Below are 20,712 nucleotides of genomic sequence, written 5' to 3' on the forward strand. Positions count from 1 at the left end.
ATGTTTCGATAATGAAAATCATTATCAGTATTATACATAAGGGGGATTCATCGTGAATCAAGGAACAAAGGGGCAGGCTGCCGGAAGCAAGGCATATGCTGCTCACAAATCACGGTTATTCATGGGCTTGATGTTGGCCCTTATTCTTGTCCTGACGGCTTGCGGGGCCGGAACAGGTACAGATAGCGGCAAGCCGTCTGCGGAAACGCCAGCGGAGACACCTGCGAATGAAGAAACTCAGACTACTGGAGCTTTTCCCGTAACGATCACGCATATGAAGGGTGAGCTGACGCTAAACGAAAAACCTAAGAAAATTGCGGTGCTTGATGTTAAGTTTCTCGATCAAATGTTAGCGGTTGGCGAGAAGCCGACTGGCAGTGTTATCGCTGGAGGCAACACCGATTTTCCTGAATACTTAGGCGATCAACCGAGTGGAGTACAGGTTCTGGGTACACGGGACGAGCCTAATCTGGAAGCGATTGTAGCGTTGGCCCCGGATCTGATTATCATGACTGATTTCCAGGAGAAGCAGTATGAGAGTGTAAGTAAAATTGCACCGACCCTGGTACTTGATTTTTACGAAGACTGGCGGGATACTTTAGCCACAGTTGCGAAGATTACAGACAAGCAGGACGAGGCAGAGAAAGTGCGCACGGCGTATGAGGAAAAAGTTGCTGGAATGAAGACCAAGCTGGCGGAGAAGCTGGGTGATGAGACGGTAGCGCTGATTCGTCCGCGTAAAGAAGGCATTCGTGTTCATGGGATTGAGCATCGTACAGGTGTTATTCTGTATCAGGATCTGGGCTTGAATATGCCTGCACTGGTTGAGGGAATCAAGGATGATACTTCTGTTGAAATCTCAATGGAGAAGGTTCCTGAGATCGGGGCAGATCGTTATTTTGTACTGTCGGATGAGCTGTTTGCGGCGGAGGCAGAGGCTATGGTGAGTAATCCCGTGTGGAAGTCCCTTGATGCTGTGAAAAATAACCGCACGTATGACGTAAACTCAACACTGTGGATTGCATACTACGGACCGCTTGCGATTAATCTTATTGTAGATCAGGCATCGGAAGCTCTGCTCGGATCGAATTAATATGACCCATTATCTCTCGACAGACTTATGGAAAGAGACAGTGAAGGATCATTCGATTTTGCTTGGTGAGCCGCCTGAACATAGTGTCCGTACCATTGCTTTGAGTGAACTGCATGACGAAGCGGCATGCCGAGAGTATATCAGCTGGTTTCAGGAGTATATCGATACACCTGACATGAATGTTGCCGCTTCCATGTTAGCCAAGCGAATTGGCTATCTGTGGACGGCTCCGCTGGTGACCGCGATGACTTTTCATCATCAGCATGTTTCGTTTCAGCTGGAGAACAGCTTTCTCTATCATCCGGCGCTCTCAGATCATGAGGGCGGCACACGATTTCCTTTTCTAGCGGTGAATGGACTTCGGGCAGAACCACTATCGGAAGACAGGGAATCCTCGCGGGAAAAGGTGGTAGAGGAGATGTTTGCGGTACAGCTTACACCGCTGTTAAAGATGCTTGCTGTGATTGCTCCACTTTCAATGAGTATCCTCTGGGAGAATATCATGGTACGCATTGGGCCGCTATATACTCCTAAAGCAGACGATGATGAGCAAGAAAGTGAGCACATCCAGGCAGACTTTGCCTATCTGACGCAGGTGGCATCCGGGCAGATTTTCGGCGTGAGAAAGAATCCGTTAACTCGCTTCACCGAATGCAAAGACAATGGCTACGTTGCCAAAAGCGAGCGGATCACCTGTTGTTTTTATTATCAGATGTCAGGGGAATATTGCAGAAAATGTCCGAAAATTGACAATGAGAATAAATCTCAATTAAAATGACAACAGCAACCATTTTACCTTTGCTATTGTCAGGAGATGAGAGAAATGCCGCTGCAAGAACAGACAAGTCTATGGAGTGATACGACGATCAAGATGCTCGACGGGTATAGCGGTACTTTGCAGACAGGCAGTGTTCTTAGCGAAACAGAAATAACTTCAAATGTGTTGCTGCTGGCATGCGGAGGGGAAGGGGAGCTTGCAATGAATGGTGAGGTTTGCCACATTGGAGCTTCTTTTGCCTGTCATGTGGTGGAGGGCACATCCTTCACGCTGACCGCCAGATCAGACGAACTTTATTATATAGTGATCAATTATAAGGCTTCTTCCATGGAAGGAGCCTCTCATGTTATACCCTCATATCGCAAACACCCACTGCAAACTTCGTTTATTCAGAATCCGGTGACCCAAGCGGAATGGATCGAGAATGCGGAAAAAATCGTTGCCAAATGGCGTCGTGGCGAAGGGCTGGAACGTTTTCATGCCAATGCGTTGCTCCAGATGATGATCTACGAACTGATCATGGAGTATGAATGTGGTCAAGGCGGAGCAGAGTCCGACATGGTGGATGTTGTCGTGTCATATATATCATCGCATTATCGTCAGAATCTGGAGCTTAAAGAGCTGGCAGCCCTCGCTGGGTGCAGTGTAAGACAGTTGCAGCGACGATTCAAACAAGAGAAGCAGCTCGGACCGATGGAGTACGTCATCCAGCTACGCATGGAGAATGCATCGCGGATGCTGCATCATACGGATGCTCCCATTGGGGAAATTGCTGACAAAATGGGCTACCGTGACATGTATTATTTCAGTAGGGCGTTTAAGAAATATTATGGCGTTCCTCCGCTGCGTTATCGGCTTGCTGCCGCTTCGGAAACAGATGCAAACTATGCTCATTCCTTGCTGCGGAATCGATTGGCTTCTTCGTATGAGTCAGCCCAAGGCCCGGTGATCTGCCATATGCGAGGAGAGTATACTGTCACCGAGTTACCGCAACGTATCGCTGTACTTGATGTCCAGTATGCCGATCATTTGATTGCGCTTGGGTTGTCTCCAGCGGGAAGTGTAGGAGTAGGAAGTGCAACGTTCCATTTCCCGCAATATATCAGGGCAGGACTTCAAACTACCGAATTGCTCGGAACGTATGAGTACCCTGATCTGCTTGCTGTGGAACGACTGTCTCCAGATCTGATTATTTGCACCGAGGTGCATGATCAGCACGTTGAACGGTTAAGCCGGATCGCTCCAGTGATTATGTTCAAGCGTAATGAGAGCTGGCAGAACATCCTGAGTCTGTTCGGTGAACTGACAGGCAAGCGGGCAGAGGCCAAGCGTATACTTGCGGATTATCATCGACGTACTGCTTTGCTGTCCGAAGAACTGGCTCCAGTACTGGCAGGTAAAAGTGTGGCATTGATTCGTCCGCTGGACTCTCTCGTTCGGGTTCACTCTGCCGCTCATCGTACAGGTGCTGTGTTGTACCGTGATCTGGGTCTGCCTGTTCCGTTATTTGTATCCGATACCGCTGACACAGCCTATCATATCTCGGTTGATAGATTAACGGCTGTACAAGCCAGTCACTACTTTTTGCTCAGTAATGAGCTTATGCAGGATGGGATATCCGCGACAGAACAGCGTGTGTGGGGGTTGCTGGATACGGGTGAGCGACAGCAAATACATTCCGTAGATGCTGCGACATGGATCGGCTGTTATGGACCGACAGGCATTAATGGCATTGTGGATCAGATTGAACAGGCGTTGTTGGCTTGAGGGGTTATGATTTTTTTGTTGTTCGTAAAACGGCAAGGTAGCTCTTTGATACGGCTCATCGTAAATCATATTATAACTTATTGAAATTGCTTGCAGATTTAATATTGACGGTAATTGCAATTTAGCCTCACGTAATGTAAAATTACTTGATGGAAAAAACATGAAGGAGTGGGAGTATGAGGTGGAAACGGAAGACTTACATTCAGTCGACTTGCGTAATTTCATATTTTCATTCCATTAGGACACTAAAGCATTTATTGCTTTAGTGTTTTTATTTTATGGGGGTGTAATAATTGTCAAGGTACAAAAGGGTTCTCGTTAAGCTAAGTGGTGGAGCAGTAGCAGGAAACTCTGAATTTGGTTTTGAGCCAGAAAGGTTAGACCATATTGCGGATGAAATTATGTCAGTAGTAAATTTAGGCGTTGAAGTATCGTTAGTTATAGGTGGGGGTAACATTTTCAGAGGCAATATGGCGGAAAGCTGGGGGATTGAAAGGGCAGAAGCTGATAACATTGGGACGCTTGCGACTGTAGTAAATAGTTTAATGCTTCGTGGAGTTCTTAAAGCCAAGACCAAAAAAGAAGTACGAGTAATGACCGCAATACCTATTACTTCAGTTGCAGAACCATACATCCGTCTAAGAGCAATCCACCATCTAGAAAAAGGATATATTGTAATTTTTGCAGGGGGGAACGGTCAACCTTACGTTACAACAGACTATCCTTCAGTACAAAGAGCCATCGAGGTTAATTGTGACGCTTTATTAGTTGCAAAGCAAGGTGTTGATGGTGTTCTTAATGCAGACCCTAAGTTTGATAAAGATGCAAGGAAATTTCGTTCGCTTCATTACAACGACGTTTTAAAACACAACTTAAAGGTAATGGACCAATCAGCTTTCATTTTAGCAAGAGACTACAATCTGCCAATGCATGTGTTTAACTTCGATAAACCAGGTTCGATGAAAGAAATTTGTGAAGGTAAGAATAACGGTACGATAATTAGTGGCGAATCAGTTTCAGAGTTGGAATGAAATATGTTAGCAATACTACTCTCCCTTGATTTAGCGAAACGATAGTTCCACAAAAGAGAAGTTCTATTCAAAATCCCACTCGGCCATGGAGTGGGATTTTGTTTATGGCTCCACAAAGTCAGACCTCCAAAGCTTAAAGCAAGTTAGATATTCATAATCTTTTAAGTTGGGGTAATACCAGCGTCACTGTCACCAAGTGCAAGGGTATGGGTTATATTGGAAATTGTTGTTTGTGATTTAGATAACATAAAGTTAACTTTGTTCATAAATAATGTAAATTTTATGTCATTCCTTGCTTCAATTGCTCTGATATAATTTCTGCTAGAGCGAACCTCCCAGTAAACAAGTAACAACTCAACCAGAACAAAACACTGAGGGAAAACTGATAAAGTCATCGGAAAGTAAAGAAAAAGTATCGCCCCATTTGTTATACAGCAGTGAAGAATTATTCGCTGTATGGAAGTAGCTTTTAGCACATGGTGATATAAAAAGAAGGAACAGAAGATTTTAGTCCATACGGGGATTAATTCAGTTAGCAAGCGAGTAAACATGCGAAATCATAACTTCATAGTAGGAGTGTGAGATATGAAAAAAACAATATTGGCTTGTATGATGATAATGTTGATGCTAGCATCGGCTTGTGGAAATGTTGAAAAGACATCAAATCCCAATACTTCTAGTGAGCTTAAACCTGAAACTCAGGAGGCTATTATTCAAAAAAACACATCCGATTATTGCACGGTAGACCGTATAAGCTTGGATAGTGAAACTGAAAAATATTTCTATGGAACTTGGAAAGTTGAGAAGCTTTTAGGATTTGCAAATTCATATAATGATGCTTCTGAATATCCAATAGGGCAAAAATTTATTGGAGATAAAATTATAATCGAAAAAGACTTTTTTTCATCAAAAGGACTTAAAAAGTATAAGAAATATCAATATGAACTAAAAAATCCATTATATCAGATTACGGCGACATGCTATAACTCTGACTCTTTTTATAGATATTATAAAATAGATAACCCAGACTTACATATAAATGATGAAATAAAGGCAATAGATATAAGTGACTCTTCTACAAAAATGAGCATACCTGTAAGTTTAAGCTTTTTAGCTGTTAATAACGATAGGCTTATCTTGTTATCAGAGGCAACTATTTTTGAGCTTAAAAAAATTATTGATTAACTGATTAAATGAATTAAGGTTATGTAATAAGTTCTGTGCTAATTTATAAACAAGAAAGGTCAACCTCTTTAGGCTGACCTTTTCTTGTTTATGTCGTAAACGAGTAAAATGCAGTGTATTAACTGGATATTTGCGAGTAAAACCCGTGCCTTTACTAATTTTGAACAATTTTCGTTTTCTTCTTTTGTTCCGTATGGATAAGGGTTTGAGAAAACTAATGATTATCCCTTATTCGCCAATTCACCTTCTTAAATGTAACAATATGGGTTATCATATACGTAGTTCAGGCACTAGTAGATGGAATATGTTGTATGTTAAAAAAGCAAAAAAATTAGATATTTTAGGAATTCAATTGACAATTACGAGGTGATTCAATGAAAAAAAACATAGCAATAATCATACTAATGGTTGGATTGATAATAAGCATGTTTTTCAACTATCAATTCAAAGCGTACAAAGACAATCAAAAGGTTGATTACACTGTTAAACTGAATCATGGAACTCAAATTGGTATAAAAGAATCCATCTACAATTTAGATAATGTGATAAAAAGCTTAGAGGACAATTCTTCGAAGGAAACAGTCATACACGCATTAGGAAATGTGGCAGTATCTTTGAAAGTGGGTGAAGAATCATTCGTCTTTCTGAAATCCGACTTCCGGGAAGATCAATTATCTTCAACCTATTTAATCTATAATGTGTTTAGAGATATGTATACGCATATAAGAGTAGAAATCATAGGCGAAATATTATCGAATAAGATATCGCTAGAAAAAGAATCGAGAAATCAACTGATTAAGGATATAGGAGTTCTTAAGCAAGATTTGGAGTATATTGATATTCAATTTAACGAGGATATTCTGAAAGAACAAAGTCCTAAGTGGATTGAAAATAAATGGAAAGAGTTAATTGGAGAGATTGTAAATAGAAATACGGATTATAAGTTATATGAAAGAATGAAAATGAAATACAATCTATAAGTAGTTCTTGTAAGGCGATTGACATCTAAATAACAACATATCTACACCGCTTTGCTTTCGCTTCTTGGTCTGCTGAGAGTATTCGAAGAAGTGAAGTCAGCAGGTAACCCTGCACTATCTAATCGTGTCGCGGCAAGTCGCTGCACTCTTTGAGGTAGTGAGGGTTTGTAGATACACGAACGTTATGTGAAATACCAGAAAACCTAATAAGGAGAAGCTATGAACGAAAAAGCTAAAGGCAAATTAAAAAAGCAATTTCTATTCATCGTTCTATTTACTTTTATAATCGTAATTCAAGTAACTACCAATAACTTAGCATATCATCCTCCTGCATGGACAACTGCGTTATCAATTTTTTGCTTTATTATATTTTGTATACTTGGCCTTGTAACATACCTTGATCTCAAGAAACAAGAGCAGTTCAACACAATTGGACAAATAGTAGATATGAATAATAACATCGTAATAGTCAAAGGATTGGGACGAGGTAATACCAAAATTAAAATAAATGATATTCACATCGTGAATATGATGCAGCCAAATGAACTTATTGAAATAACGAGATTAAAATATTCAAAAATGATAACGAAAATAGTATATAAAGACCAAGAGATCTATCCTTGATTTACATAAAAATAGAGGATAGATCTTCATACACCTCCAATGTAGAGGGAGAGAATGTAGATGAACAACATAAATTCTCATCAATGCAACCTAAATATAAGGTGTGATCTGCCTGATGAGGTATGGGATAAAGTTTCTAAAGTGTATGAGCGTATGCCAGGGTAGATTGGTTATAAAAGTGGAATTCCATATTGGTTTGGGTCTGAAGAGGATGATGTTTTTATTGAGGTATCCGTAGAGCCTAGTGGATTATCATTTTATGCACAGATGAATATTGATGATTGGGTGTCTTGGATAGAAACATTTAAGTCGGAAGCGTCAAAAGTGTTGGGCTTTGAAGTTGGTGAACCTGAAGATGATATATGTGATGAATGAAGAAAGATGTAATGATGAATGAATATGGTACATTACATGAGTCAAACGGTCGGTATGCTTTGAGGTTTGTACGATCTTTTCATCATAATCCAGAAGATGTTTTCCTTGTTATTACGAATCCTAGTTCCTTCGCCCAATGGTCCCCTTTCGCAACAGAAGAGATGGATCTCAGACTTGGTGGCAGGATTGCCTTTGATGATGGTGAAGGAACGACATATGAGGGGAGCATTATAGAATTAGAAAAGCCCTATGTCTCATTGCAGGAAGAGGATAAAGGATGTCGAATGATCTTTACCCATACGTTTAACGATGATTCATGGGCAGTGAATACCGCCGTAGGATAGCATAGGTGTCTGGATGTTTTGGTCCAAATTATCCATGGTAAACCCATTCAGTGGCATGATAACTCCACTGAGCTGCGTGAAATCTATATTGAAGCATTCAATATAGAAGGTTAACAGAATTAAAAAAGTTATTTCAATATAACACCCTACCTCAACGTTGACCACCATAGTGGGATGTTGTCGTGACTAAGGATTCGTGAATACAGATTAGTTATCTGAATCCGACAAGATGGGGAGGAAATAAAGATGATACTAGGACTATACAGAATCAAGGGATTGATTACACTATAGACCGTAATCAATTAGATGCGATAAAATTTCCTGGTTATATTTGGGCGGATATATGCGCGAGAGCAGGTTATCCGTCTATTGCCATTCCAGCGGGGTATAGAGAAAACGGTCGACCATTTGGGATAACTTTTGCTGGGAAAGCATTCAGTGAACCAACTTTATTTCGTATAGCTTACATTCAGGAGTTACTTGGTCATACGAGTGCACGTACAACTCAGCGATATACGCATGTTAGTAGGGAAATATTCAGCGTATTCAAAGCCCGCTGATCGGATGGATTTGGGAGATTGAGTACTATGCTACACCACCCTTTTTTCACCGAATTTTTCTTCGCAAATGTCACAATATGGGTTATCATAGTTGTAGTTTAGCTAATGGACAGGATGTGTGGTATTCACGAAGTACATAAATTAGATGTTATAAGAAATTGGTGCAAACTATGAAAATAAGAGGGAGGATGAACGACTTGCCTTATCCTTTTGATTGTATTTCCGAGTTTATGTTTTTTGAAACTGCTATTGAAACGTCTGATGTAATACTAATACCTGGTGGTAGTCATCCTCAACTAATGGAGAGAGCTGCAGAATTATACCATCAGGGTTTGGCTCCTTATATTCTCCCATCAGGAGGACCAACTCCAAATGTTTCCTCTACTGAATGGGAGTTTCTTAGAGACGTAGGATTAAATTTGGGTGTACCAGAAAGTTCAATCTTACGTGAAGATAAAGCGACAAATACGTTTGAGAATGCAAGATATTCATGGGAGTCTCTTCAACAACTGGGGATCAATCCAAGGAAAGCAATATTAGTTTGCAAATCTTATTTTGCTAGACGAGCTTTACTTACATATCAGGTTGAATTTCCTAGTGAGGTAGAATTTTATGTATGCTCGGTAACAGACAAGACTGGTACCACAAGAGATAACTGGTTTTTGGATGAGCAAAAAATAAATTATGTTATGAATGAACTGACGAAGATAGGACAATATTTCAAACACCATATTCCAAATTGGATAAACAATAAGTGACAGTGAAAGTATTAGTTCAGGAAGGCACCAACATCTTATAACATTATATTCACGCTTCAGAGCCTGATGGCTCCTTGGTCCGCCAGAGGCATTTCGGGAAGTGATATCAGACGGACAACACTGCGAACCTAACCGCTTCGCTCCTTTAGGATTCTCGGGTTCGTGAACACTGAGAACGTTATAAGAAAGTCGGACAAAATATTAGAATGGTGTGAAAATATGTTAGAAGTTACATTGTGAAACCTACAGATTTTGTTTTCTATATCAATCGGTTCTTTTTTTTGGTCGGTATAGTGGCTTTATTTGCTATTTTGTTTATACTCCCCAGACGAGAATCCTTAGAGTCAAATTTCAAGGCTAGAATTATCTTATTTCTATATGTTGTTCTTGCAGTTATATTAATAATTATTTTTTGCTTGAGTTTTTTAGCGTTATCCATACACTTAGTATTCTCAATCATTTATTTATTCTGTTGGATAATTGGCCTAGGACAAGTGATTACTAATTATTTGGCGCTAACAGGCACCCTTATCGTATTCTCTTTCATACCTAAAAAATTGCAAAACCAATATAAATTATTCCCTACTGATTTTTACAATGATAAAAATGTAATAACAAACATTCTTTTTGGATTTTTCGAAGTAATAAATATTAAAACTATCATTTATTTGATTTCTTTTATCTTAGTTTTTATAGCAGGAATAGAAACTTTGAGCAATAAAATGATTTTTCACGACGTCCTAATGTGGATTAATATTAAACAAATTGTGTTGGAGAGTGTAGTCTCATTCATTGCTTTCGATAGATTTTATAAAGCTATAGTCGAAGATTTTAATAAAAATAAACCTAAAATAATATCTTTATATAATATTTTAGCTGATTATTTCAAAAAAAATTAGTATGTATCTCGCGAAGTACCGACCATCTTATAACATAATATTCACGCTACGGACATTCGTCCTTGGTCCGGCATGTGCCGGACACTCAGCATACGCTGAGTCGTGAATACAGGAACGTTATACGTAATTACAGAATAAAGGTGATAACTTAAGATACTATTTCAAGCTTTAATTAAACAAAATAGAGCTAAACTTTAAAAATTGAACACTTGGAGAGTGAGACTATGACAGCAGACTCTAATAAAACGGAAGAACGACGGCAGAAGTTATCTTCCTTTATTTTTAAGCTTACAACATGTATCGTTTTGTTTTTGATTATACAAGTGATTCTGACCATTTCACGTCATCTTTACCAAGCAGAATTTAGGATAGAAGAATCGAAAGTTAGAATAACTCTTTATGTCTTGGTGAGTATAGTTGGAGTATGTGGGGTGTTATTTTATTTCCTACAAGGATATAGCAAAAGAGACAGTACAAGTGAGGTGTTTACTCAAAGAAACGAGTACTTCCTTTTTGTGATACCTGTAGCTATTATATTTAATTCTTTGTGGGTGAGTCCTTCTCCGTGGTGGTCGGGTGAGTTGATGTCTGATTTGTCAGATATAAGTTTTTTCTTCTCTTTCATATTGCTTTTTGTTTTTGTCATCAATCTGATTCGAAGACACAAGCACGAGATAACACGTAAGAAAGAGACTGAAAATAAAATCGATAAAGAGAAAAAACGCAATTATTATGAGGATCGTGAATTGGGCGAATATGAAAATGATTCACTTAAGAGATACGATTTTGCACGTGACATAACGAAAGCAATCGTTGAGCAAGGAGCTCAAAATTTCACTATTGGCATACTTGGTGAATGGGGTTCAGGTAAAAGTTCTGTTTATACTTTAATAAAAAAAGAATTAAAAGAAATAAATGAATCCAAGGAATATGTAACCATGGATTTTAAGCCTTGGTATTTTGGTTCGGACAACCATGAGATCATCAGAACTTATCTATTTCAGCTTATTGACATAATCAAAGAAGATAATGGTTTTGATCCTCTTTTAGATAAAAAACTTCGACAGTATGCTTCTTATATGTCTGCATTTAATTTGAGGGCAGGAGGAATGATTTTTTCATTTAAAGATTTTCTTGATAAATACAATCCGTCAAAAGACTCACTTAAAATCAGCGATGTAAAAAAGAAGATTGATACATTACTCAAAAAATCGACGAAAAAAATTATTGTATTCATAGACGATATTGACCGCTTAGATCGCGACGAAATTAAAATGGTGTTTAAGCTCATTCGATTGGTCGCTGACTTTCCCAAAATAACTTACATACTGGCGCTCGATGAAAAAGTTGTGTCTGCTTCACTTGCGGAGTCTAACGATGAAAAGTCTATTGAGATTGGAAAAAGATACTTGGATAAGTTTATTCAACTTCCTATATATCTTCCTAAGGCCGAACAATTAAATATTAACAATATGGCTTGGGAGCGGTTGCCGGAAGATTTGAAGCAAGATAATTTACAACAGGATGAATTATTTCAACACATGAGCACACTGGAAGTAACACCGAGGGATACTGTACGCTTCGTGAATTTGGTGAGTTTTTTCGTTCCAATTTTGAAAGGAGAAGTGAATTTAAAAGATTTAGTCTACTTGCTTTTGATACAGGTTAAGTCTCCGGAACTCTACAGGTTTATCGGTGAAAATGGCTCCAATTTAGTAGAAGGAGATACGATGGGGACTGTGAGGAAAAGTCTCGGTTTACCCACAGGATTAAATGATGGCTTAAAAGAATATTTCCGGAAAAGTGTTTCTGAAGTTGAGAAGTACCAAGATATTCTCACTGATCTTTTTCCACGCGCAGAGTATTTTTATAGTGGAGAGAAAAACAAAAAGAGAATTAATCAACTGATTTTGGATAAGGATAAGCGAATCTGCTCTTCTCAGTATTTTGCTCAATATTTTAGATATGGATTACCAAGTAGAGAAGTACCGCAAAAAGTGTTAGAAAAAGTTTTGGACAAATTAAAAGATCAAAAATTGAGCTTAGAGGAGAAATATAAGCTTTACGACGAAGAATTGAATTTATTTGATGCAAATGATGTATATAAAAAATTAAGATTTCATGTTGAACAAGCTGATGAAAAACTTAAATCAACAATGATTCATTTGGCAATGCGGCGTTATGAGCAAATGGATAGTCAAGAAGCCAAGTTTGTAATAGAAATTTTTTTAAGAGTAACCGTTCCTATGCTTAAAGAAACAGCTGCGTTGAAAAATATACTTGAACAAGATTGGAGTTTGAGTCTAACAATTCTTATTTATAAACTGTCGTCAAAGAAAGGGGAGTCTGACACAGTTTTAAATGAAGAGCTGGGTGCGAAGATAAGATCTCTATACAATAAGCAAGCAAGTATGGATTTTTTTGAAAAGCTTCCTTCTAAAGAAGCTGAGACTTTATTGAGAGAATGGTTTAAATTCGAGGATGAAAGTATTGTAAAGCATAGAGTCTCAAAATGGTTTGAAAATGATAACGGTACCTTAGAATCGTTTTTAAGTATTGTATTTTCCCATAAGCATAATCTGGGAGTAGAAGAAACTTTAATTAATCAATTTCTTAAATCGACAAATTACATGGATGATGACTTTTTGAAGACAGTATTTAAGAAGAAAAATATTAAAACTATAGAAGCGTTAGCTGAAGCTAAAAAGAACAAGTCGTCTTCATATCTGGAAGAATTCTTCTACGCTAAAAGTAAGATTTACGATTATGTCTATGAAAGGTTAGCTGAAATAGTCGAAGTGAACATGCATACCTCTAATGGAGTTATCTATTTGAAAAGTGATCTTAACAACGCGATGGAATTAGTTTTAAAATTTGGAGATATCAATGAAGTGAAAAATATCAATAATCTTTTAAATAAGATTCACGAGCATAACAGGGGGCATGAAGAATGGGAGGAAAGCGTTCAAGAAATGTTTAATGAGCAAAGAAGAATAGAGGATCAGGACAGGTAAGGTTCCAACAAAAAAGCACAAGCCTCATGTTTTAAACTTCTTCCCTTGTAAAGGATATTTTGAAAAAAAGTTTGAACAAGCGATTCAGGCGAGGCTAGATGAAGTATCTGCCCGAATCGAGCATGACCCAGAATTGAGTCGTGTACGTGAGGAAAAGGACGAAGCGTTCGAAGGATTGTTTGCTGGCAAGGATATCGAGGAAACACCTGAATATGCTGAGTGGGAGAGCCGATACATTCTCAGTAAAGGAATAGAGAATGAGCGGTTGTATATTCAAGGGCTGAGGGATGGGGTTAAGCTCACAGTATCCTTACTGGGCCAGTCGATGCTGGAGGAGAGCAATACAAAGGCTCATCAACCCTCTAACGCGAACCCGTAAGACAGGGGAGCGACCTCAATCTCTACCTAAAAAAACAGCCGAAGCGTGTAACTATCGCTTCGGCTGTTTTTATAATCTCTACTTTTCTAAAATCCAAATCTTACTTCGCACTTACCGACTTGAACCATTCATTCACTTCTTGCGTGATCTGATCACCGCCATTGGATTTCCAGTTGGCGACGAATTGGTCAAAGGCATCAACCGGCAGTTGGCCAGCTTCACGAGTGTTTTCATGTACAGATCCGGGATACGTGCTGGGCCAGTCAGGAAAAGGAATTCGTTGGAGAAGTCTTTGATCTTCTCTTTGTCACTGGTCGGTTGTCCGTCGATGATATCCCAGTCGTAACCTTTGGCGAAGCCGTATTCATACTCACTGCCCGCAGCCGGGTTAGCCAGGTTATCGAGCAGGTAGTTGTAGTACAGGAAGATGGCTTCTGGATGCTTCGCATCCTTGTTAATCATGATACTTGCGTTGACACCAGAGTTCTGCCACTTCGTACCGATCTTGCCGTCTGGGCCAGCAGGAACAGGGTGAAGCTTTATACTTTGAGCCAGGTACGTTCTTGATCAGATCGGATGCAGGCCAGTCTAGAACCCAGTTGGAGCCTGGCAGGATGCCCGCGTGCCCGGCATAAGTCGAAGTTAGCAAATCAGTTTTTTTGGAGATTGTTAAGTAATTTTTTTCGGGCCCTAGCTAATCTTTGTGTAAATACAGACTCTGTTAAATGAAGTTCTTGACAGATTTCACGATACGTTTTTCCCTCCACATAAAATAATAGAAGAGCTACTTGATAGTCTAATTTCAACTCGTCAATTGCTCTGTAAAGTTCTTCGTTAGTCTCTGTTCTCTCTACTTCTCGTTCCACAGTAAGTGCATCACTGAGAGTTTCAGTATTGTAACTACAGGGGTGTGCCAAAAAGCGGCGCTCTTTATTCAACTTTCTTAAGTAATCTAAAGTAGTATTATAGGTCAGGCGTTTAATCCAAGCTGGGATATTTGCATCTGATCTAATATATGGACCCTTTGTAATTGCTTTAATGAAAGCATCCTGAATAATATCTTCTGTTAATGAGTGATCAAGTATCATGGAATAAACCTTTGGATATACGAACTTGTAAAAAGAGCTATACACCGTTTCCTGAATTGTTGAATCGACACTGTCTAGTGGGTCTCTAAAAAAATCAAACCATTGAACCATACGTGTCCTCCATAAATTTTTATGTAATTAACACGAAACAGAACAATCTGTTATTTGTTAATTATACATCTTATATGGAATAATAAGTTATTAAATTTTGTTGATTCATAAAACTATGTGATTCAATTGATTTTTTAATTTTACATATTCATACTTTTTTCGTTAGATAATGCAGATTGTAACGTTATATATGTATGCACCTATACACCATGAATTTAATTCTGCGAGGGTTTGGGAGGAGCTGATAAGGAAAGGAGGACGTTAATTATGTGTTAAGCTTAAAGAAACAAGGGCAGAAGTGAGGTATGGTTATATGAAAAAAAAATCTAAATACTTAATCTTGCTTTTTATTTTTATTGTGATTGTGTCTATTCTGTTTTTTTTGAATTTCAACAAAAAGGAAACCAATGAGCCAGTTGTAAATGGAGATATTATTCAAGTTAAAAACTTTGATCTGGATGCTAGATCAACAAATTTAAAAACAATGACAGAAGGATCGATATTCGTTGAGGGTGAGAAGGAGCATATTGATCATATAAAAATAGTAGCACATGTAGAGATTGACCCCGCTGACTGGGGTGGTGTTGCATTTTATATCCCTGACCAATGGAGTGTCTCCAGCATCACCAGTAGTTACCCTGAATCTCAATCGGGACTGAAGCCCGTTGAGTATGTATCAACCTGGATGAATTCTTCTGATGACTCTTCATGGCGCACAATGATTGAAATTGGGAGAGAACGAAATTACAAAACAAATGGCGGAGGTACTGGAACGATTGTAATCGATTTAATCCCGGATAAAAAGGATAAGTCTCCCTCTGAGTCATTAAAAATTGGTATTGAGGTCGGGTCAGAAGAGAAAGATGGAAAAAGAGTAATGGGCACAGATTCAGTTGAAGTTCCTGTATTTTAAAGTACTTAATTTTGATTTCTTGTTGTAGGAAACAAATACTAAAAGGAGTTGACCTGAATGAATTCATTATTGAGAAAGCCTTTAAAAAGAACTATAAGCGCACTGCTAGTTACAAGTATTTTTTCGACAATATTGTTTGGAAATCATGCTTTTGCAGCGGATCAGCCTGTCAATCATACAGAGGCGAGTAATTCCTTTACTTGGAATGAAGCTGGTAATAACCACTATGACATTTATACCGCTTATTCGATTGGATTTATGGGTGCGGAATGGTCAAGTTCCCGCCGAGCGTGGGGATTTAACTACAGATTGGTTGGAACAGGAGCAAGTAGATACAACGATAAAGCTACTAGTAGAATAAGAATAGCTTCATTTGATATAAAGGGAACATCTAATACTAGCAAATTAGCTTTATGGTCTACTGCAGATAGTAAGTATATTGGCTCTGCGCCAGAATCTTCAGGTTCAAAACCAGGCTATAGCTCTCTTGCTGGCGCTGTTATTGGTTTTGCAATTACAGCTATTAACAGTTTAAGTGCTGGATATGCATGGTCAATTGTTGGATTAGTTGATGCAATGCGTAGTACAGTGGATGACGTTATTTCGACAGATAATCGATTGTGGAGGAAGTGGGATTGGTCATCTGATATTTCAGATACCGGTCAGTACTTCTGGTTCATCGCTGATGTGGAGCCTAACCAGACTGCCCAAATATCAACTGAATATATGATTTTTGGTCCGGGTTACGAACTCTTATCTGCGGGTGTAAGATACCGGAATCTTGAAGCTGGTAGTGCAGGAAAGAGTTTAGCAGCTAAAACGAATGAAAATTGGAACCCGGGAATGATGTCGGTAACAGAAAAAGAGAAGTACGGAATCGAAGAAATTCCAAGAGAGCAATTTGACAAAAGAGCGAAGGAACTGAATATCTCTTCAAGAAGTATTGAGGAATTTACGAATTCAGATGAAGATGTTTTTTATTACGCACATGATTTTAAGGAATATGAAGTAAGCCAACCAGAGATTGCGGCCACTTCGTCTAAAGCTGATTTAATTCAAGAAATAAATCAAAGCTTGGAAAGAAGTTCAAAAATTGTTGAAGCTTTCTCAACTAATGAAGTTCTCCAAGAAGAGGATCAGGCTATTATTGAGAAACATACGATCAAAATAATGAAATTGAAAGAACTCTTAAACAAGGTGCAATCTTTAAATGAAGAGGACTCAGGAGCTATAAATGCTCAAAGGAAAGCTTTCCAAAACGAAGCTTAGAATAAAGCTAGGTTAACTAGATATAGAAAACAAGCCGAAGCGATGGCAATGCACGCTTCGGCTTGTTTTTTAATACTTTTTTTGACCTGTGTTAATTCATCAATTCTTACTTCCCACTCACCGATTTAAACCAATCATTTACTTCTTGTGTGATCTGATCTCCGCCATTGGATTTCCAGTTGGCAACAAATTGGTCAAAGGCATCAACCGGCAGTTGGCCATAGATGATTTTGTTGAAGGTTTCCATCTCGGACTGGCGGAGCAGGTTCCATTTGGATACCATGGTTGGTGTGGCTGCGCCAGTAAAGTAGTTTTGTTTACGGATGTCGATCTGGGACATAACGACTTTACCTGCATACCAGTTTTCCGGTTTACGGAATTCAGCCATTTGTTTCTCGTAAGGTGTTTCAGGCTTCTCGCCGTTGGCCAGCTTCACGAGTGTTTTCATGTACAGATCCGGGATACGTGCTGGACCGGTCAGGAACGGGAATTCGTTGGAGAAGTCTTTGATCTTCTCTTTGTCACTGGTCGGTTGTCCGTCAATGATATCCCAGTCGTAACCTTTGGCGAAGCCGTATTCATACTCACTGCCCGCAGTCGGGTTAGCCAGGTTATCGAGCAGGTAGTTGTAGTACAGGAAGATGGCTTCTGGATGCTTCGCATCCTTGTTAATCATGATACTTGCGTTGACACCAGAATTCTGCCACTTCGTACCGATCTTGCCGTCTGGGCCAGCCGGAACAGGGTAAGCTTTATATTTTGAGCCAGGTACGTTCTTCAGCAGGTCAGGTGCCGGCCAGTCGGGTACCCAGTTTGCTCCAGGCAAAATGCCCGCTTTTCCAGCGGTCCAGCTCTCAGCGGATTTGCCTTCGTCCCACAGGGCGGAGTCGGTATGGATATAACCTTTGTCCATCCATTCAGCCAGCTTGGCAAGGGCTTGTTTCGCACCCGGGTTAACGGAGCCGTACTCCAGATTGCCGTTTGCGTCTTTGTTCCATTGCTCCTCGATTGTGCCGTATGCACCGAACAACCAGTCGAGCCCGCCCATCCAGGTGTTGGTGTTATTTTTCAGCGAGATCGCCAGCGGGAATACTTTGTCTGGAGACAGACCGTCCGGGTTCTCGTTTTTGAATTTGTCCATGATGTTCTCAAGGTCTGCGATGGTTTTCGGAGCTTCCAGGTTCAGCTTCTCCATCCAGTCCTCACGTAGCCAGAGTAGCGTATCGTCGTTATCCGTATACTCCATGATCGGCATGTTGTATTTCTTGCCATCCTTGGTGAATGGATACCACAGTTCAGGATGTGCTGCTGCGTGATCTTTCAGGGTCTGACTCGCGTACTTGTCGAACAACTCATCAATGGCGATGAATTGACCGGAGTCGATCAACTGATTGGTCAATACCGCATTGGTCGGTACGGACACGAAATCAGGCAGCTTCTCGCCAGAGGCGATAGCCAGTTGAAGCTTTTGTCTGTATTGATCGTCATTGGCCGGATACCAGGTATCTTTATGCTTCATACCCAGCGTTTCCAGCATCCAGCGATCGTGCACGTTATTTTCTTTGGTGTCCCCTTGCACGTATTTCTTCGGCATCAATACCGAGCTGAATTCGATGGGTGGGTCGTATTTTCCTTTGGCAAAAGCAGCTTCTGCTTCAGCTGAACCGACGGTTGCCGGTGTATCATCTTTGGTACCATTGTCACTGGCTGTATCGCCACTGCCGCACGCAGTGATCGTGATGAGCGCGATAACCATGAGCAGTGACCACCATGTTTTGAATTTGATCATTGTTCAATCCCCCTACGATGTATGATCTTTACAAGTGTAACTGTACCAATTTGGGCGGGAGGGCATCTATATGAGTTTGTTAGTTTCGATAGGACTCTCTTATGCAAATTAATGTTGGTCTCTATATTCTTGCGGCGTGACGCCGAATTGACGCTTGAACACTTTGATAAAATAAGCCGGGTCCATATAGCCAATCTCCATGCTGATTTCATATACTTTTTTGGTGGTCGTAACGAGCTTGTGACAGGCCCGATCCATGCGCAGGCGCGAGATATAATCACTGATGCCTTCACCCGTTTCGATCTTATAGATCTTGGACAAATGGGTCGGATGCAGATTAACATGGTCGGCCAGTACACGCAAAGAAACATCCAGATGCAGGTTTTTATCTGTAAAATCCTGAATCTTCTTCACATACTCGGAACGGATGTCCTTGATCTCGTTGGACGTGCCTTCTTTGAGTTTGCTGAGTACACTAAGCGACCATTTACGCAGTTTACTGATGGTGGTAAAAGCTTCTCCGCTCTGTAACCACTCGATATCGTCACCCATTAAGTTAGCCAAAGTCAGTTTGTTACGGTGTGCGAGATTGGTGAACGAAGCCGTAATTAAAAAACCAGCCTCCATGCAATGCTCCCATGATTCCGACCATTTCTCATCCAGCTCCGCGCAGACGGCCAGTATTTTTTCTTCTGCCGCATCCCATTGACCACTCTCTAACAAATGAATGAACGTGGGCGGGGTATACAGGACATCCAGCGGACCTTGTGCCGAGGGAGTTTCCACGTCGCTGACCCGCATAACGAACTCGCGCTCGTCGCCGACAATTTGCCGGAAATAAGCGGAGGCTTGCCGAAAACGATCATATAGCTGATCGGGAAACGCGAACCATTCGGTGATGACGATAGAGAGGGAACCCTTCAGAAACTGCTTAACTTTGGACTGAAGTTGTACGGAAAGCTTCTCCAGTATGGTTTCTTTGCCAATGTCGGTGTTGTTCACTTTCAGTTGAAGCAGAAACACCAGATATCCATGCTCCTCCTTCACGCCCCACACTTCCATAAACTCATCCATAATCTCTTCCGCCATATTGATGACCGCATATTCAAGCAAGGTTTGGTCGTTGTTGTCATATTGCCCGAATTCTTCTTCCATACGTACAAGCATTAACGCACAATCCCCGGCGTGGAATGGCAGATCGTAATTGGCAAGTTTTCGTGCCCATTCACTCGAGGCAATTCGATGTCCCTGCAAAGCCTCAAGGAGCAGTCGACCCCGCAAATGTGGCAGATTCTCCCGTAGGGTAAACTGGGTTCGTTTCAGTGAACTGACGAGTTCCCATTCGGTATTTAATTGATCGATGGCCTTCTGAACGGCTCCCATCAATTCATCGTCTGTTGGCGGCTTCAGCAAGTAATCGACGGCCTCGAACTGGATTGCTTTTTTGGCGTAATCGAATTCGGAATGTCCCGATAAAAGAATACACTTTATTTTTTTGTCACGGACTCTGATCCGTTCGATCAGTTCAATACCTGTCATTTCGGGCATTTGAATATCCGAGATTACAATATCTATAGGGTGCGTATCGATCAGTTGAAGTGCTTCGTTCGCCGAGTATGCTTTGTGCACCTGTTCGATCCCCAGCGTATGCCACGGTTTGGTCATGGACAGGTTATCTACCCAGTGTGCTTCATCGTCTACGATGATCATTTGCATGGTGTTTACTCCTTAAAAGTAGAATCTCTTTATTTCACG

19 protein-coding genes are annotated in these 20,712 nt (G+C 40.2%); 14 read left to right on the top strand and 5 right to left on the bottom strand.

Translation table 11 applies throughout. The features are described 5' to 3' along the window. Positions 1-52 precede the first annotated feature (52 nt). The 4 genes from HP548_RS31035 (at position 53) to pyrH (ending at position 4,669) form a co-directional block, all read left to right on the top strand. The gene (locus HP548_RS31035; RefSeq protein ID WP_175383815.1) at positions 53-1,093 is read left to right on the top strand and encodes an ABC transporter substrate-binding protein; all 1,041 of its coding nucleotides are present in this window, start codon (positions 53-55) and stop codon (positions 1,091-1,093) included. Between the two features lies 1 nt (position 1,094). Beyond that, entirely contained in the window at positions 1,095-1,871 is a 777-nt protein-coding gene (locus tag HP548_RS31040; protein WP_175383816.1) for a (2Fe-2S)-binding protein, read from the top strand. A 45-nt stretch (positions 1,872-1,916) separates the two neighbouring features. Beyond that, entirely contained in the window at positions 1,917-3,638 is a 1,722-nt protein-coding gene (locus HP548_RS31045) for a helix-turn-helix domain-containing protein (RefSeq protein ID WP_175383817.1), read from the top strand. Positions 3,639-3,931: 293 nt separating this feature from the next. Beyond that, a complete protein-coding gene (gene pyrH, locus HP548_RS31050) occupies positions 3,932-4,669 on the top strand; it encodes a UMP kinase (RefSeq protein ID WP_076290102.1) in 738 nt (245 codons plus the stop codon). A gap of 161 nt (positions 4,670-4,830) precedes the next feature. Here the strand turns inward: pyrH and HP548_RS33140 are convergent, their stop codons facing one another. After that, complete coding sequence (locus HP548_RS33140) at positions 4,831-5,064, bottom strand: hypothetical protein (protein WP_217504868.1); 234 nt, start codon at positions 5,062-5,064, stop codon at positions 4,831-4,833. 190 nt (positions 5,065-5,254) lie between these two features. Between HP548_RS33140 and HP548_RS31055 the strand changes: the two genes are divergently transcribed. The 8 genes from HP548_RS31055 to HP548_RS31100 all read left to right on the top strand — a co-directional run bounded on the left by HP548_RS31055 (position 5,255) and on the right by HP548_RS31100 (position 13,787). Beyond that, positions 5,255-5,854: a hypothetical protein gene (locus tag HP548_RS31055; RefSeq protein WP_175383818.1), complete on the top strand. Its 600-nt coding sequence runs from the start codon at positions 5,255-5,257 to the stop codon at positions 5,852-5,854. A gap of 374 nt (positions 5,855-6,228) precedes the next feature. Beyond that, positions 6,229-6,834, top strand: coding sequence for an oxidoreductase (locus HP548_RS31060; protein WP_175383819.1), 606 nt, complete (start codon positions 6,229-6,231; stop codon positions 6,832-6,834). Between the two features lie 219 nt (positions 6,835-7,053). Beyond that, positions 7,054-7,458, top strand: a complete 405-nt coding sequence (locus tag HP548_RS31065; RefSeq protein ID WP_175383820.1) for a hypothetical protein — start codon at positions 7,054-7,056, stop codon at positions 7,456-7,458. Between the two features lie 371 nt (positions 7,459-7,829). Then, positions 7,830-8,177, top strand: coding sequence for an SRPBCC domain-containing protein (locus HP548_RS31075; RefSeq protein ID WP_246318276.1), 348 nt, complete (start codon positions 7,830-7,832; stop codon positions 8,175-8,177). Positions 8,178-8,934: 757 nt separating this feature from the next. Further along, a complete protein-coding gene (locus tag HP548_RS31085) occupies positions 8,935-9,495 on the top strand; it encodes a YdcF family protein (RefSeq protein WP_175384033.1) in 561 nt (186 codons plus the stop codon). 236 nt (positions 9,496-9,731) lie between these two features. Further along, entirely contained in the window at positions 9,732-10,394 is a 663-nt protein-coding gene (locus HP548_RS31090; RefSeq protein WP_175383821.1) for a hypothetical protein, read from the top strand. Positions 10,395-10,618: 224 nt separating this feature from the next. Continuing rightward, on the top strand, positions 10,619-13,408 hold the full coding sequence (locus tag HP548_RS31095; RefSeq protein WP_175383822.1) for a KAP family P-loop NTPase fold protein: 2,790 nt from the start codon (positions 10,619-10,621) through the stop codon (positions 13,406-13,408). 133 nt (positions 13,409-13,541) lie between these two features. Next, the gene (locus HP548_RS31100; protein ID WP_217504869.1) at positions 13,542-13,787 is read left to right on the top strand and encodes a hypothetical protein; all 246 of its coding nucleotides are present in this window, start codon (positions 13,542-13,544) and stop codon (positions 13,785-13,787) included. 132 nt (positions 13,788-13,919) lie between these two features. Here HP548_RS31100 and HP548_RS33565 read toward each other — a convergent pair whose 3' ends face one another. Continuing rightward, positions 13,920-14,249, bottom strand: a complete 330-nt coding sequence (locus tag HP548_RS33565) for a hypothetical protein (protein WP_246318277.1) — start codon at positions 14,247-14,249, stop codon at positions 13,920-13,922. 188 nt (positions 14,250-14,437) lie between these two features. Further along, complete coding sequence (locus tag HP548_RS31110) at positions 14,438-14,986, bottom strand: RNA polymerase sigma factor (RefSeq protein ID WP_175383823.1); 549 nt, start codon at positions 14,984-14,986, stop codon at positions 14,438-14,440. A gap of 313 nt (positions 14,987-15,299) precedes the next feature. Here HP548_RS31110 and HP548_RS31115 point away from each other — a divergent pair, with 313 nt between their 5' ends. Then, on the top strand, positions 15,300-15,899 hold the full coding sequence (locus HP548_RS31115) for a hypothetical protein (RefSeq protein WP_175383824.1): 600 nt from the start codon (positions 15,300-15,302) through the stop codon (positions 15,897-15,899). A 57-nt stretch (positions 15,900-15,956) separates the two neighbouring features. Further along, positions 15,957-17,168, top strand: a complete 1,212-nt coding sequence (locus HP548_RS31120; RefSeq protein WP_175383825.1) for a hypothetical protein — start codon at positions 15,957-15,959, stop codon at positions 17,166-17,168. Between the two features lie 106 nt (positions 17,169-17,274). Here the strand turns inward: HP548_RS31120 and HP548_RS31125 are convergent, their stop codons facing one another. Continuing rightward, positions 17,275-18,957, bottom strand: a complete 1,683-nt coding sequence (locus tag HP548_RS31125; RefSeq protein WP_175383826.1) for a type 2 periplasmic-binding domain-containing protein — start codon at positions 18,955-18,957, stop codon at positions 17,275-17,277. Positions 18,958-19,065: 108 nt separating this feature from the next. Beyond that, a complete protein-coding gene (locus HP548_RS31130; protein ID WP_175383827.1) occupies positions 19,066-20,673 on the bottom strand; it encodes a response regulator transcription factor in 1,608 nt (535 codons plus the stop codon). Positions 20,674-20,712: the final 39 nt, after the last annotated feature.

The organism is Paenibacillus taichungensis, assembly GCF_013359905.1.
Lineage (GTDB): Bacteria > Bacillota > Bacilli > Paenibacillales > Paenibacillaceae > Paenibacillus > Paenibacillus taichungensis.

What these genes read in the sequence shown, in the direction of transcription:
- HP548_RS31040 (WP_175383816.1), top strand. Translation starts at nt 1,095, where the DNA reads ATGACCCATTATCTCTCGACAGACTTATGGAAAGAGACAGTGAAGGAT.
- HP548_RS31045 (WP_175383817.1), top strand. Translation starts at nt 1,917, where the DNA reads ATGCCGCTGCAAGAACAGACAAGTCTATGGAGTGATACGACGATCAAG.
- HP548_RS33140 (WP_217504868.1), bottom strand. Translation starts at nt 5,064, where the DNA reads ATGACTTTATCAGTTTTCCCTCAGTGTTTTGTTCTGGTTGAGTTGTTA.
- HP548_RS31055 (WP_175383818.1), top strand. Translation starts at nt 5,255, where the DNA reads ATGAAAAAAACAATATTGGCTTGTATGATGATAATGTTGATGCTAGCA.
- HP548_RS31060 (WP_175383819.1), top strand. Translation starts at nt 6,229, where the DNA reads ATGAAAAAAAACATAGCAATAATCATACTAATGGTTGGATTGATAATA.
- HP548_RS31065 (WP_175383820.1), top strand. Translation starts at nt 7,054, where the DNA reads ATGAACGAAAAAGCTAAAGGCAAATTAAAAAAGCAATTTCTATTCATC.
- HP548_RS31075 (WP_246318276.1), top strand. Translation starts at nt 7,830, where the DNA reads ATGAAGAAAGATGTAATGATGAATGAATATGGTACATTACATGAGTCA.
- HP548_RS31095 (WP_175383822.1), top strand. Translation starts at nt 10,619, where the DNA reads ATGACAGCAGACTCTAATAAAACGGAAGAACGACGGCAGAAGTTATCT.
- HP548_RS33565 (WP_246318277.1), bottom strand. Translation starts at nt 14,249, where the DNA reads ATGATTAACAAGGATGCGAAGCATCCAGAAGCCATCTTCCTGTACTAC.
- HP548_RS31110 (WP_175383823.1), bottom strand. Translation starts at nt 14,986, where the DNA reads ATGGTTCAATGGTTTGATTTTTTTAGAGACCCACTAGACAGTGTCGAT.
- HP548_RS31115 (WP_175383824.1), top strand. Translation starts at nt 15,300, where the DNA reads ATGAAAAAAAAATCTAAATACTTAATCTTGCTTTTTATTTTTATTGTG.
- HP548_RS31120 (WP_175383825.1), top strand. Translation starts at nt 15,957, where the DNA reads ATGAATTCATTATTGAGAAAGCCTTTAAAAAGAACTATAAGCGCACTG.
- HP548_RS31125 (WP_175383826.1), bottom strand. Translation starts at nt 18,957, where the DNA reads ATGATCAAATTCAAAACATGGTGGTCACTGCTCATGGTTATCGCGCTC.
- HP548_RS31130 (WP_175383827.1), bottom strand. Translation starts at nt 20,673, where the DNA reads ATGCAAATGATCATCGTAGACGATGAAGCACACTGGGTAGATAACCTG.